General features: G+C 45.9%; 14 protein-coding genes and 2 tRNA genes. All 16 read left to right on the top strand.

The features are described 5' to 3' along the window. Window positions 1-181: 181 nt before the first annotated feature. The 16 genes from glmU to BZ167_RS09320 all read left to right on the top strand — a co-directional run bounded on the left by glmU (window position 182) and on the right by BZ167_RS09320 (window position 14,106). Window positions 182-1,552, top strand: coding sequence for a bifunctional UDP-N-acetylglucosamine diphosphorylase/glucosamine-1-phosphate N-acetyltransferase GlmU (gene glmU, locus BZ167_RS09395; protein ID WP_004264658.1), 1,371 nt, complete (start codon window positions 182-184; stop codon window positions 1,550-1,552). Between the two features lie 21 nt (window positions 1,553-1,573). Next, a complete protein-coding gene (locus tag BZ167_RS09390) occupies window positions 1,574-2,527 on the top strand; it encodes a ribose-phosphate diphosphokinase (RefSeq protein ID WP_007409928.1) in 954 nt (317 codons plus the stop codon). Between the two features lie 84 nt (window positions 2,528-2,611). Continuing rightward, entirely contained in the window at window positions 2,612-3,220 is a 609-nt protein-coding gene (locus BZ167_RS09385; RefSeq protein WP_011996173.1) for a 50S ribosomal protein L25/general stress protein Ctc, read from the top strand. 84 nt (window positions 3,221-3,304) lie between these two features. Beyond that, window positions 3,305-3,871: an aminoacyl-tRNA hydrolase gene (pth, locus tag BZ167_RS09380; protein ID WP_007409930.1), complete on the top strand. Its 567-nt coding sequence runs from the start codon at window positions 3,305-3,307 to the stop codon at window positions 3,869-3,871. A 61-nt stretch (window positions 3,872-3,932) separates the two neighbouring features. Further along, the gene (locus BZ167_RS09375; protein WP_004264650.1) at window positions 3,933-4,163 is read left to right on the top strand and encodes an anti-sigma-F factor Fin; all 231 of its coding nucleotides are present in this window, start codon (window positions 3,933-3,935) and stop codon (window positions 4,161-4,163) included. Between the two features lie 69 nt (window positions 4,164-4,232). After that, on the top strand, window positions 4,233-7,766 hold the full coding sequence (gene mfd / locus BZ167_RS09370) for a transcription-repair coupling factor (RefSeq protein ID WP_061047139.1): 3,534 nt from the start codon (window positions 4,233-4,235) through the stop codon (window positions 7,764-7,766). Between the two features lie 136 nt (window positions 7,767-7,902). Beyond that, window positions 7,903-8,439, top strand: a complete 537-nt coding sequence (gene spoVT / locus BZ167_RS09365) for a stage V sporulation protein T (RefSeq protein WP_004264646.1) — start codon at window positions 7,903-7,905, stop codon at window positions 8,437-8,439. 168 nt (window positions 8,440-8,607) lie between these two features. Continuing rightward, window positions 8,608-10,188: a putative polysaccharide biosynthesis protein gene (locus tag BZ167_RS09360; protein WP_033575246.1), complete on the top strand. Its 1,581-nt coding sequence runs from the start codon at window positions 8,608-8,610 to the stop codon at window positions 10,186-10,188. After that, window positions 10,178-11,653, top strand: a complete 1,476-nt coding sequence (gene mazG, locus BZ167_RS09355) for a bifunctional methyltransferase/pyrophosphohydrolase YabN (RefSeq protein ID WP_033575245.1) — start codon at window positions 10,178-10,180, stop codon at window positions 11,651-11,653. Before BZ167_RS09360 ends, mazG begins: the two co-directional genes overlap by 11 nt. A 1-nt stretch (window position 11,654) precedes the next feature. After that, window positions 11,655-11,915, top strand: a complete 261-nt coding sequence (locus tag BZ167_RS09350) for an RNA-binding S4 domain-containing protein (protein ID WP_007409934.1) — start codon at window positions 11,655-11,657, stop codon at window positions 11,913-11,915. A 78-nt stretch (window positions 11,916-11,993) separates the two neighbouring features. After that, window positions 11,994-12,296 carry a sporulation protein YabP gene (yabP, locus tag BZ167_RS09345; protein ID WP_004264638.1) on the top strand — a complete coding sequence of 101 codons (303 nt, stop codon included), beginning with the start codon at window positions 11,994-11,996 and terminating at the stop codon, window positions 12,294-12,296. Beyond that, window positions 12,293-12,928 (top strand): spore cortex biosynthesis protein YabQ, encoded by a 636-nt coding sequence (yabQ, locus tag BZ167_RS09340; RefSeq protein WP_011996177.1) that lies wholly within the window; start codon window positions 12,293-12,295, stop codon window positions 12,926-12,928. Before yabP ends, yabQ begins: the two co-directional genes overlap by 4 nt. 17 nt (window positions 12,929-12,945) lie before the next feature. Continuing rightward, window positions 12,946-13,323 (top strand): cell division protein DivIC, encoded by a 378-nt coding sequence (divIC, locus tag BZ167_RS09335; RefSeq protein WP_004264632.1) that lies wholly within the window; start codon window positions 12,946-12,948, stop codon window positions 13,321-13,323. 80 nt (window positions 13,324-13,403) lie between these two features. Continuing rightward, window positions 13,404-13,790, top strand: a complete 387-nt coding sequence (locus tag BZ167_RS09330) for a S1 domain-containing RNA-binding protein (RefSeq protein ID WP_004264630.1) — start codon at window positions 13,404-13,406, stop codon at window positions 13,788-13,790. Window positions 13,791-13,948: 158 nt separating this feature from the next. Further along, window positions 13,949-14,025: transfer RNA gene (locus tag BZ167_RS09325), tRNA-Met, on the top strand. Window positions 14,026-14,034: 9 nt separating this feature from the next. Beyond that, window positions 14,035-14,106, top strand: a tRNA-Glu gene (locus BZ167_RS09320). Window positions 14,107-14,238 lie beyond the last annotated feature (132 nt).

The following is a 14,238-nucleotide window of genomic DNA, read 5'->3' as shown; positions in this document are numbered from 1 at the left end:
ATGTAAGGACTGCTGATAAAGGCTGACACAAGGCCTTTTCCGGCAGTCCTTTTTTAAATCTGATTTTTCAGTAATAAAGCGATTACATAGAAAATTCTTGCACTTTTTGATGTCTTCTTGAAATCAACAGCTATTTAGGATATATTTTTCTATGGATAAAAGGGATATTGGAGGCCATTAAATGGATAAGCGGTTTGCAGTGATTTTAGCTGCCGGAAAAGGAACGAGAATGAAATCGAAGCTTTACAAGGTCCTTCATCCGGTATGCGGAAAGCCTATGGTAGAGCACGTCGCAGACGAAGCTCTGAAATTATCTTTAGCGAAGCTTGTCACCATCGTAGGACACGGCGCCGAAGATGTGAAGAAGCAGCTCGGACAGAAAAGCGATTACGCTCTCCAAGCAGAACAGCTCGGTACGGCTCATGCGGTCAAACAGGCAAAACCATTTCTTCACGGAGAAAAGGGTGTCACGATCGTTATTTGCGGCGATACACCGCTTCTGACAGCGGAGACGATGGAAGCCATGCTGAATGAACATACAGACAAAGGTGCAAAAGCCACGGTGTTAACGGCCGTTGCCGACGATCCCGCCGGATACGGAAGAATCATCCGCAGTGAAGACGGCGCCGTTCAAAAAATCGTGGAGCACAAGGATGCTTCGGAGCAAGAACGTCTTGTGAAAGAAATTAACACGGGAACGTACTGTTTTGATAACGAGGCTCTTTTTCGTGTCATCGAACAGGTTTCGAATGAAAATGCCCAAGGCGAGTATTATCTGCCGGATGTGATCGAAATCCTCAAAGACGAAGGCGAAACTGTTGCCGCTTACCAGACTGGTAACTTCCAAGAGACGCTCGGAGTGAATGATAGAGTCGCTCTTTCTCAGGCTGAAATGTATATGAAAGAGCGTATTAACAAACGGCATATGCAGAACGGAGTCACTTTAATCGATCCGATGAATACGTACATCTCACCTGACGCACGTATCGGACAAGATACAGTTATTTATCCCGGAACTGTGTTAAAGGGACAAGCTGAAATCGGCGATGAATGTGTCATCGGCCCCCACACTGAGATAGAGGACAGCTCAATCGGCAGCCGCACTGTGATTAAACAATCCGTTGTCAATCGCAGCAAAGTTGGGAATGATGTAAATATCGGTCCTTTTGCTCACATCAGACCCGATTCCGCAATCGGCAATGAAGTGAAGATCGGAAACTTTGTTGAAATCAAGAAAACACAATTCGGCGACCGAAGCAAAGCATCTCATTTAAGCTATATCGGTGATGCCGAAGTGGGCACGGATGTGAATCTGGGCTGCGGCTCCATCACGGTCAATTATGATGGGAAGAAAAAGTATTTAACCAAAATTGAAGACGGCGCCTTTATTGGCTGCAACTCCAATCTGGTCGCTCCTGTTACAGTGGGAGAAGGCGCGTACGTCGCTGCGGGTTCAACCGTAACTGAAGATGTGCCGGGCGAAGCGCTTGCCATTGCCAGAGCAAGACAAGTAAATAAAGAAGATTATGTGAAAAACATTCATAAAAAATAATCCTAAAATCGGAGGTTTACCATGTCTAACGAATACGGAGATAAGAATTTAAAGATTTTTTCTTTGAATTCAAATCCAGAACTTGCAAAAGAAATCGCGGATAATGTAGGGGTTCAATTAGGAAAGTGCTCTGTTACAAGATTCAGTGACGGAGAGGTCCAGATCAACATAGAAGAAAGTATTCGCGGCTGTGATTGCTATATCATTCAGTCTACAAGTGCGCCGGTCAACGAGCACATCATGGAATTGCTGATTATGGTTGACGCTTTAAAGCGCGCTTCCGCGAAAACAATCAACATTGTCATTCCGTACTACGGTTATGCGCGCCAGGACAGAAAAGCAAGATCACGTGAACCGATTACGGCAAAACTTTTTGCAAACCTGCTTGAAACAGCGGGTGCGACACGCGTGATCGCGCTTGATTTACACGCGCCGCAAATTCAAGGTTTCTTTGATATTCCGATTGACCACTTAATGGGTGTTCCGATTTTAGGCCATTACTTTGAAGGTAAAGACTTGAAAGATATCGTTATTGTTTCTCCTGACCACGGCGGTGTGACGCGCGCCCGCAAACTTGCGGACCGTCTGAAAGCGCCGATCGCGATTATCGACAAACGCCGTCCTAGACCGAATGAGGTAGAAGTGATGAACATCGTCGGTAACGTGGAAGGTAAAACAGCGATTCTGATCGATGATATTATTGATACGGCCGGCACAATCACACTTGCCGCTAACGCGCTGGTTGAAAACGGAGCTGCAGAAGTGTATGCATGCTGTACGCACCCTGTACTGTCAGGTCCTGCCGTTGAGCGGATCAATAACTCTAAAATCAAGGAGCTTGTCGTAACGAACAGCATTAAGCTTCCTGATGAGAAAAAAATCGAACGCTTTAAGCAGCTTTCTGTCGGACCGCTTCTGGCTGAAGCGATTATCCGCGTTCACGAGAAACAATCTGTCAGCTATTTATTCAGCTAAACCGAAACTTTAAGGTTTAAATCCCAGTTATTGTGGGTATTGTTCTAATAGGACGATAAAACGATAATTAGGATGGTGCTGAATATGGCAACTTTAAAAGCAAATGAAAGAACAGATTTTAAACGTTCGACGCTTCGGAAAATCCGTCATTCAGGACATGTTCCAGGGATTATATACGGTAAAGAAATAACGAACACGCCTGTCTCTTTAGACAGTGTTGAATTGCTTAAAACATTGCGGGACGAAGGAAAAAACACGATTATCACAATTGATGTCAACGGAAATCAGCAATCGGTTATGGTGACTGATCTTCAGACAGACCCGCTCAAAAACGAATTGACGCACGCCGATTTTCAAGTCGTGAATATGAGTGAGGAGCTGGAGGCCGAGGTGCCGATTCAGCTGACGGGAGAGGCGAAGGGAGTCAAAGACGGAGGCGTCATCCAGCAGCCGCTGCATGAGCTTTCGATTAAGGCTAAGCCGAAGGACATCCCTCAGACAATCAATGTTGATATTTCCGGGCTTGAAATGAATGATGTGCTGACCATCGCAGATCTGACTGCTGACGGCAATTATACATTTACAAACGATCCGGAAGAAGTCGTGGCTTCCATCCTTCCTCCTAAGCAGGAAGCATTCGAAGAAGATGCAGAACCGTCTCCTGGGGAAGAGCCCGAAGGAGAAAATCAATAAGCGCTTTAAGACGTAACCCGCCCGAGGTTACGTCTTTTGTGCTAGAATGAGAAGAATTACAGCGATGTTGAGGGAGGATTTACGATGCTTGTGATTGCCGGTCTCGGTAACCCCGGGAAAACCTATGAGAACACGAGACATAATGTCGGCTTTATGGCCATTGACGAGCTTTCTAAAGAATGGAATATTGAATTGAATAAAACGAAATTCAACGGACTTTACGGAATGGGGTTTGTTTCCGGAAAAAAAGTTCTACTTGTTAAACCGCTTACATATATGAATTTATCAGGGGAATGTTTGCGGCCGCTACTGGATTATTATGATGCCGATCATGAAGATCTGAAAGTCATATACGATGACCTTGATCTTCCGACGGGAAAAATCAGGCTCCGGACGAAGGGGAGCGCAGGCGGACATAACGGAATTAAATCGCTTATACAGCACCTCGGAACCCCTGAATTTGACCGGGTCAGAATCGGAATCGGCCGCCCCGTCAACGGAATGAAAGTCGTTGACTATGTACTGGGAGCTTTTACGAAGGAAGAAGCGCCGCATATCAATGATGCCGTCACAAAAACCGTAAAAGCCTGCGAAGCTTCCTTAACGAAACCATTTTTAGAAGTCATGAACGAATTTAATGCAAATGTATAAGATAAATAATGGGAGACCATACTAGGGAAAAATGATTTTTTCACATCAGGAGGTCCAACGTATGGCTTTGCATTATTTCTGCCGCCACTGCGGCTTTAAGGTAGGGAGCCTGGAATATTCGACGGTGCCGACACAGTCGCTTGGATTTCAGCACTTAACAAATGAGGAAAGAAACGATATGATTTCATATAAAGACAATGGAGATGTCCATGTTCTTACAATTTGTGAAGACTGCCAAGAGGCGCTGGAGCGCAATCCGCACTACCATGAACACAACACATTTATTCAATAAGAAGCTTTGGTGTAGATTCTAGACCAAAGCGTTTTTCTGTTCTTGCAGAAAATAGAGAGGAGGGCCCATATGGACAACATTCAAACCTTTATTAAAGAAAGCGATGATTTTAAATCCATTGTCAACGGTTTACATGAGGGGCTGAAGGAACAGCTGCTTGCGGGTCTGTCAGGTTCCGCGCGTTCTGTTTTTACCTCTGCCCTTGCACAGGAAACGAAAAGGCCGATTTTCTTTATCACCCATAATTTATATCAGGCCCAAAAAGTGACGGAAGATCTGACGGCGCTTCTCGGGGATCAATCTGTTTTTTTATACCCCGTGAATGAATTGATTTCTTCAGAAATTGCGGTAGCGAGCCCTGAACTGCGTGCTCAGCGGCTTGATGTCATTAATAGATTAACAAACGGAGAAGCGCCGGTCGTTGTGGCGCCCGTTGCGGCAGTGAGAAGAATGCTTCCGCCGAAGGAGCTGTGGAAAAGCAGCCAGCTCGTCATTTCACTCGGAGACGAAATAGAACCGGATCAGCTGTCCGCGCGCCTTGTAGAGGTGGGGTATGAGCGTTCCGATATGGTTTCTGCACCCGGTGAATTCAGTATTCGCGGCGGAATTATCGACATTTATCCGCTGACGTCGGAGCATCCGGTGCGAATTGAACTGTTTGATACGGAGGTCGATTCCATCAGAAGCTTCAATTCTGATGACCAGAGATCAATTGAGACGCTCAAACATGTGGCGATCGGACCGGCGAAGGAATTGATCATCAGGGCGGAAGAAAAAGCCCGGGCGATGGAAAGGCTCGATAAAGGGCTTGCCGACAGTCTGAAAAAGCTGAAGCAGGACAAACAAAAGGAAATGCTTCATATCAATATCTCACATGATAAAGAACGGTTATCAACGGGACAGACTGATCAGGAACTTGTGAAGTATCTCTCGTACTTTTACGAAAAACCTGCTAGTTTGCTAGATTATACACCGGCAGACACGTTGTTACTGTTAGACGAGGTCAGCCGCATTCATGAAATGGAGGATCAGCTGAAAAAAGAAGAGGCCGAATTTATGACAAGTCTGCTCGAGGAAGGGAAAATTCTGCATGACATTCATTTATCCTTCAGCTTTCAGGAGCTTATGAGCGAAAAGCGGCGCCCGGCTATTTATTATTCATTATTTTTGCGTCATGTCCAGCATACAAGCCCTCAGAATATCGTGAATGTGACAAGCCGGCAGATGCAGAGTTTTCACGGGCAGATGAATGTGCTCGCAGGTGAAATGGAGCGCTTTAAGAAATCAAACTTCACCGTCGTCTTTTTAGGCGCAAATAAGGACAGAACCGACAGATTGGCATCCGTGCTGGCTGATTACGAAATTGAAGCCGCAAAAACGGACAGCTCCAAAGCGCTTGTGCAAGGACAGGTCTATGTCATGGAAGGCGAGCTGCAATCCGGTTTTGAACTGCCGCTGATGAAGCTGGCCGTCATTACGGAGGAAGAGCTGTTCAAAAACCGAATCAAGAAAAAGCCGAGAAAGCAGAAGCTGACAAATGCCGAACGGATCAAAAGCTATTCCGAGCTTCAGGTCGGTGACTATGTCGTCCACGTCAACCACGGGATCGGTAAGTATTTGGGGATCGAAACACTAGAAATCAAAGGCATTCATAAAGATTACCTCAACATTCATTATCAGGGCAGCGATAAGCTGTACGTCCCTGTAGAACAAATCGACCAGGTGCAGAAGTACGTCGGCTCTGAAGGAAAAGAACCGAAGCTTTATAAACTGGGCGGCAGTGAATGGAAACGGGTGAAGAAAAAAGTTGAAAACTCCGTTCAGGATATTGCCGATGATCTGATTAAGCTTTATGCGGAACGGGAAGCAAGCAAGGGCTATGCGTTCTCGCCGGATCATGAAATGCAGCGGCAGTTCGAATCTGCTTTCCCTTATCAGGAAACAGAGGACCAGCTCCGTTCCATTCAGGAGATTAAAAAGGATATGGAAAGAGAGCGCCCGATGGACCGTTTGCTTTGCGGTGATGTGGGTTACGGGAAGACGGAGGTAGCCATCCGAGCGGCCTTTAAAGCGATCGCCGACGGAAAGCAGGTCGCGCTTCTTGTGCCGACGACAATACTCGCGCAGCAGCATTATGAAACCATTATGGAGCGTTTCCAGGACTATCCGATTAACATCGGTCTTCTCAGCCGATTCAGAACGAGAAAAGAATCCAATGAAACGATTAAAGGCCTGAAAAACGGAACGGTAGACATCGTAATCGGAACCCACAGGCTCTTATCTAAAGACGTCGTCTATAAAGATCTCGGCTTGCTCATCATTGATGAAGAGCAGCGCTTTGGCGTAACGCATAAGGAAAAAATCAAACAGATCAAAGCCAATGTCGATGTGCTGACTCTTACAGCGACGCCGATACCGCGTACGCTTCATATGTCCATGCTCGGTGTGCGGGACTTATCTGTTATTGAAACGCCGCCGGAAAACCGTTTCCCTGTTCAGACATATGTCGTGGAATACAACGGCGCGCTTGTGCGGGAAGCCATCGAAAGAGAACTGGCGCGCGGAGGACAGGTATATTTCTTGTACAACCGCGTGGATGACATCGAGCGGAAGGCTGATGAAATTTCCATGCTTGTTCCCGATGCGAAAGTGGCATATGCCCACGGAAAAATGACCGAAAATGAATTGGAAAGCGTCATGCTCAATTTTCTGGAAGGGGAATCAGACGTCCTTGTCAGCACGACCATTATTGAGACAGGCGTAGATATACCAAATGTGAATACCTTGATTGTGTTCGACGGAGACAAAATGGGGCTGTCTCAGCTGTATCAGCTGAGAGGACGGGTCGGCCGTTCCAACCGCGTCGCTTACGCGTATTTTACGTACCGCAGAGACAAAGTGCTCACTGAGGTGGCGGAAAAACGGCTGCAGGCGATTAAAGAATTTACCGAGCTGGGATCAGGCTTTAAAATCGCCATGCGTGACTTGACGATCAGGGGAGCGGGGAACCTTCTCGGCGCCCAGCAGCACGGCTTTATCGACTCAGTCGGTTTTGACCTGTACTCGCAAATGCTCAAGGAAGCGATTGAAGAGCGGAAAGGCGATATTCCGAAAAGCGAACAGTTTGAGACAGAAATCGATATCGAGCTTGACGCGTATATTCCTGAGAACTATATACAAGACGGCAAGCAAAAAATCGACATGTACAAACGGTTCAGGTCAATCGCCACAATTGAGGAGAAAAATGAGCTTCAAGATGAAATCATCGACAGGTTCGGCAGCTACCCTAAAGAGGTTGAATGGCTGTTTACGGTTGCTGAGATGAAGGTATACGGAAAATATGAACGCGTCGAACTCATCAAGCAGGATAAAGACGCGATCAGATTTACCATTTCTGAAGAGGCCAGCGCACAGATTGACGGCCAGAAATTGTTCGAACTCGGCAATAAATACGGCCGGCAGATCGGACTGGGAATGGAAGGGAAAAAGCTGAAAATCTCAGTACAGACGAAAGGCCGTAAAACGGAAGAGTGGCTGGAAACCGTGCTCGGCATGCTGAAAGGCCTTCAGGATGTGAAGAAAGAAACAATCGCGTCTTCATAAAAATTGTTACTCTCTGGTGTATATTACATTTGATGTGACGGATACTAATTTCAAGCGAGTGGCGGAAGCTACATAAAGTAAAGAGCTTTAGTACTTTCCCTTAAATATCATCACATGAAAGAGAGGCACCAGAGAGATGAAAGCTACAGGTATCGTACGTCGTATTGATGATCTAGGACGGGTCGTCATTCCTAAAGAAATTCGGAGAACACTGCGAATCAGGGAAGGAGACCCGCTTGAAATATTCGTTGACCGCGACGGAGAAGTTATATTGAAAAAGTATTCTCCTATCAGTGAGCTTGGCGATTTTGCGAAGGAATATGCAGATGCTTTGTATGACAGTCTCGGCCATTCCGTCTTGATTTGCGACCGTGACGCGTATATTGCCGTTTCAGGCAGTTCAAAAAAAGAATTTCTGAACAAAGCCATCAGCGATTTGCTCGAAAAAACGATGGATCAGCGCAGCTCAGTGGTAGAAAACGACGTGAAGTCCGCGCAGCTTGTTAATGACATTGATGAAGATATGAGCTCCTATACAATAGCTCCGATCGTGGCAAATGGCGATCCTATCGGTGCCGTGGTCATCTTTTCCAAAGAACAGGCACTTGGAGAAGTAGAACATAAAGCGGTAGAAACGGCAGCCAGTTTTTTGGCGAGACAAATGGAGCAGTAGGTCTTATTACCATTATTGAAATAAGAAAACGGAGAAAGAGCAGCTCTTATACAAGTGCTGTTCTTTTTCATATTCATATGTGCTCTCTATCGGTTCGGCCGTTAGGATTGTGATATAATAAGCTCGTTTTATAGACGTAATTTTCTAGCGGCTGGAAGGAGCTTTTGGATGAACGATTCAGTTGGCGCCAAGCGGCAATCGGCATGGAAAGGTGCTTTTGTGCTCGTCGTTGCGGGTATCGTGACGAAGATATTAAGCGCCGTGTACAGGGTTCCTTTTCAGAATATTGTCGGTGACGTCGGGTTTTACATTTATCAGCAGGTGTATCCGTTTTTAGGGATCGCGGTCATGCTGTCAACATCCGGTTTTCCGGTTATCATCTCAAAATTAATGAACGATTATAGCGATCATAAACAAAAAATAATGAAAATTTCCGCCCTTTATGTCACGGCGGCCGGACTTGTTCTGTTTGCGCTCATGTATGCCGGCGCGGCGCCGTTGGCCGGTTTTATGGGTGACGACCGCCTTGTGATGCTGATAAGGGTCGCGGCGTTCGCTTTCATACTGTTTCCGTTTACGGCGGTTTTCCGGGGGTATTTCCAAGGCGTGCATGATATGATGCCGTCAGCCTTATCCCAGATTACGGAACAGCTTCTTCGCGTGGCGGTGCTTCTCGGTTTATCCTTCTGGCTTTTGAAAAGCGGCCGTTCATTATACGCGGCTGGTGCGGGGGCGGCCGCGGGATCAATTGCCGGAAGCTTGGCGGCCCTTTGTGTATTGGCTGTTTTCTGGTATAAGCGGGAAGAAACCAAGAAAGACGGCGGACATATCGAAACGGCCGTCATTGTAAAAAAGCTGCTGCTTTATTCAGTCACCATCTGTATCAGCAGTGTACTCATGCTTTTGATTCAGCTTGTAGACGCCTTAAACTTATATTCACTGCTTTCATACGGGACGGAGAGCCATGCCGCGAAACAGCTGAAAGGCATATATGACCGCGGACAGCCGCTCCTTCAGCTGGGAACCGTGTTTGCCGTCAGTATCGCCGCGTCATTGGTTCCTTCAATTTCAAAAGCGGTGCATGAGAATAAGCCGTTTATCATAAAAGAGAAAGCGACATCAGCCGTCAAGCTCTGCCTTGCGGTAGGGATCGGTGCATCAGCCGGGCTTTTTTGCATTTTAGAGCCGGTGAATATCATGCTTTTCCAAAACAGTGAGGGGACGCAGACCTTACAAATATTCAGTTTATCTATCTTTTTTGCCTCGATTGCGCTTACGGCAGCCGCGATTCTGCAAGGAGCGGGACATACCGTTTTCCCCGCCGTATCCGTTTTGGCCGGAGGGGCGCTGAAATGGGTGCTGAATGTTTGGCTGGTCCCCGGCTGGGGTATTACAGGAGCGGCACTGGCGACCGTCTTGGCATTTGCCGCAGTTGCGTGCCTGAATCTCCGGAGAATTTGGTCGAAGGGCTGGCTGACGAATATCGGAGGCGTGATTGCCCGTCTGTGCTGGTGCAGTCTGCTGATGGTCTTCTTTCTGCTCGTATATATGAAGCTTTGGCAGTTATTTGTTCCCGTCAGCAGGGCCGGAGCTGTATGTGAGAGTCTGTCTGCGTCAGTCATCGGAGGGCTATTGTTTATTTATTGTATGATAAGAATGAAGATTTTCACGGACGAAGAGCTGAGCGGCCTTCCTTTCGGCAGTGCTTTAAGCAAATTGAAAAAGAGGAGAGAAAAACATGGCAGGTAACATTACGGTCGTCGGCCTCGGCGCCGGAGACATGGATCAGTTGACAGTGGGCGTACATAAGCTGCTGACTCAGGCGAAGCATTTATATATAAGAACGAAAGACCACCCTTTGATTCCGGAATTAGAGCAAGAGACGGAAGCGGTCATCCGGTATTTTGATGATATTTATGAAAAACATGATCAGTTTGAAGCGGTCTATGAAGAGATCGCGGACATTCTGTTTGAAAAAGCGAAGCAAGAGGATGTCGTCTACGCTGTGCCCGGGCATCCGTTTGTCGCTGAGAAAACCGTTCAGCTGTTATTTGAACGCCGGGAAGAACAACAGGCAGCTGTTCATACTGCCGGAGGGCAAAGCTTTTTGGATGCCACTTTTAATGCATTGCGAATTGATCCGATTGAAGGGTTTCAATTTACGGATGCGCAAACAATGACGCCGGATGAGCTCGAACTCCGCCATCACCTGATCATTTGCCAGGTTTATGACCAAATGACGGCCTCTGAGGTCAAGCTGACGCTCATGGAGAAATTGCCTGACGACTATGAAGTGGTCATCGTCACGGCAGCCGGAAGCAAGGGAGAAAAGATGACCAAGGTGCCTTTGTTTGAGCTTGACCGCAATGTAGAAATAAATAACTTAACAAGCGTGTATGTTCCGCCGATTAAAAAAGAAGAACTCCTTTACCAGGAATTTTCTGCATTCCGAAGTATTATTCGCGAGCTTCGCGGGCCGAACGGCTGTCCGTGGGATCAAAAGCAGACACACCAGTCATTAAAGAAATATATGATTGAGGAATGCTACGAACTGCTTGAGGCCATTGACGAAGAGGACACGGATCACATGATAGAAGAACTCGGGGACGTCATGCTTCAGGTTATGCTGCACGCCCAAATCGGAGAAGACGAGGGGTATTTCTCAATTGATGATGTCATCAGAGACATCAGTGCGAAGATGGTCAGACGGCACCCGCACGTGTTTAAGGATGTTAAGGTTCAGGATGAACATGATGTCGTCGCCAACTGGGAAGAAATCAAAAAGGCGGAAAAGCAAACAACATCCACTTCATTGCTGGATGCCGTGCCGAAAACACTGCCTTCTCTTGCAAAAGCGGCCAAGCTTCAGAAAAAAGCCGCAAAAACCGGCTTTGACTGGGATGACGTTCAGGATATATGGGATAAAGTAAATGAAGAGCTGAAGGAATTTTCTGCAGAGGCTTCCGCCGAATCAGCAGATGAAATCAGCTTAAAAGCTGAATTCGGCGATGTTTTATTTGCATTGGTCAATATCGGCCGATACTATAAAATTGAGCCTGAGGAAGCGCTCGCCATGACAAATGACAAATTCCGCAGACGCTTTGCTTATATTGAGAAAGAAGCGGCAGCAAAGGGACTTGAATTGACCGCAATGTCACTTGAGGAAATGGACAAATTGTGGGATGAAGCAAAAGAAATGGAGAGGAGATTCTGATATGAGACTTGATAAGTTTTTAAAAGTATCCAGATTAATTAAACGCCGCACATTGGCGAAAGAGGTCGCCGACCAGGGGAGAATCACCGTTAACGGGAATCAGGCGAAAGCCAGCTCAGACGTAAAAGCCGGTGATGAACTGACGGTCCGCTTCGGGCAGAAGCTTGTCACCGTGAAGGTAAACGAATTGAAAGAAACAACGAAAAAAGAAGAAGCCGCGGGCATGTATACAATCGTCAAAGAAGAAAAACTCGGCGAATAGGCTTGTTCTAAACAAGGCTCCCGCCTCATACAATGCAGTAATAATGCTAAAAGTATCGAGGATATGGGGGCTGAATAGATGAATTCATATTATGAGCAAAAAGGTTCTTCTTCTGTTCCGGAACAGCATGATGTAACGATGAAAGGGAGAAAGCATTTAGACATTTCGGGCGTCAAGCATGTAGAAAGTTTTGACAACGAAGAGTTTTTGCTGGAAACGGTTATGGGAATGCTTTCCGTCAGAGGCGAGAACCTGCAGATGAAAAATCTTGATGTGGAAAAAGGGATTGTATCTATAAAAGGCAGGGTGTTTGACCTTGTATATTTAGACGAGCAGCAAGGGGATAAAGCTAAAGGGTTTTTTAGCAAGTTGTTTAAATGACGCTGACCACCCAATTTTATACGATGCTGGCAATGACCGGTATGGGCGCCTGGCTCGGAGCGTCGCTTGATACATACAGGCTGTTTGTCAGCCGCGCCAAAACGGCCAGATGGCTGTTATTCATTCATGACATTCTCTTTTGGATTGTACAAGGTCTGCTGTTTTTCTATGTGCTGCTCAACGTGAATGAAGGAGAACTCAGGGTATACATTTTCTTGGCTGTCTTACTGGGGATTGCGACGTACCAAAGCCTGTTTAAACGAATGTATATAAAAATACTGAAATTTGCCATTCATCTTGCGGTGTCTCTTTACCAATTCGCAAAAAAGCTCATTCAGCACGTGCTGTTCCGTCCGGTGCTTCTGCTCTTTAAGCTGCTCATCGGGCTGATCACGGTTGTTTCTTTATACTCCTATCGGGTGAGTGCCTTTTTTGCGAAGTGTCTTTTTAAGATCGTAACGTTTTTGCTGTATCCGCTGTTTTTCCTGTTGAAACAATTATTGAAACTTCTTCCTGAAAAGTGGCGTCTTACTTTCAAACGATATTTTCAAAAAAGTGCAGGATTTTTACAAAAGAGCAAGAAACTAATCATAACAATCAGATCGACCATGATACGTATTTTGAAAAGGTGAAAGGAGGACCGTCTGGTTTGAATCTATCTAGAGAACGTACAATAACTGAAATCCAAAACGACTATAAAGAGCAGGTTGAACGGCAATCCCAGCTAATGAAAAGAAGGCGGAAAGGGCTTTTCAGACGGTTGATCGTATTCGGCGCCCTTGTGTTGTTGACGGCTATTGTCTTAGCGGGTTCTCTGTGGTCACAGACCTCTTCCCTTAGCGCAAACGAAGAAAAGAAAGCTCAGCTGGAAAAACAAGTGAAAGAATTGAACGCGAAACAGGCTGATTTAAAAGATGAAATTTCCAAATTAAAGGATGAGGATTACGTCACAGAGCTTGCCAGAAGAGACTTGTTTATGTCAGGAAATGGTGAGATACTCTTCAATGTAGAAAAGAAGAGCAAGTAGCCTTGTTGACACTTAAATTTTTATTTAGGTATAATTAAACAAACGATCTTTTTATAAGCCTAAGGAGGAGCACTTTTTTTATGTCGATTGAAGTTGGCAGCAAGTTGCAAGGGAAAATAACAGGTATTACAAATTTCGGAGCATTTGTTGAATTGCCTGGAGGCTCAACCGGTCTCGTTCATATCAGTGAGGTAGCCGATAATTATGTTAAAGACATTAACGAGCATTTAAAAGTCGGCGATCAAGTTGAAGTGAAAGTCATCAACGTTGAAAAAGACGGGAAAATTGGTTTATCAATTAAAAAAGCTAAAGACCGTCCGCAAGCCAGACCTAGAAATGATTTCCGTCCGAAAGAATCTTTTGAACAGAAAATGAACAAGTTTCTTAAAGATAGCGAAGACCGCTTATCATCTTTAAAACGAAACACGGAATCAAAACGTGGAGGGCGCGGAGCAAGAAGAGGATAACTTGCTGCTTTCTATAAATACATGGAGCATCCGTCTATCCCAGCGGGTGCTTTTTTTGTATGCGCCATTATAGTCAGAAAATTAAAACTTCAAAGTTTCTGTTGACGGAATGAAGAAACCTTTGTATTATATAACTTGTGCTTATAAGCACCTTATATGGCGGTGTAGCTCAGCTGGCTAGAGCGTACGGTTCATACCCGTGAGGTCGGGGGTTCGATCCCCTCCGCCGCTACCATATATATCTGGCCCGTTGGTCAAGCGGTTAAGACACCGCCCTTTCACGGCGGTAACACGGGTTCGAATCCCGTACGGGTCATCAAGCGAATCGGCTTCTGTTGCAGAAGCCGATTTTTTCATATTTAGACAACTTTTTGAGAAATGTCGGAGGAAATACGAAAGGAAAGGGGAACAAGGGAGAAAGCGTCGAAGAGTTCTTTGGAATTGTTAC

The organism is Bacillus sp. 275, assembly GCF_001999205.1.
Classification (GTDB): domain Bacteria; phylum Bacillota; class Bacilli; order Bacillales; family Bacillaceae; genus Bacillus; species Bacillus velezensis.
This window is presented reverse-complemented; position numbering and strand designations above follow the sequence as displayed.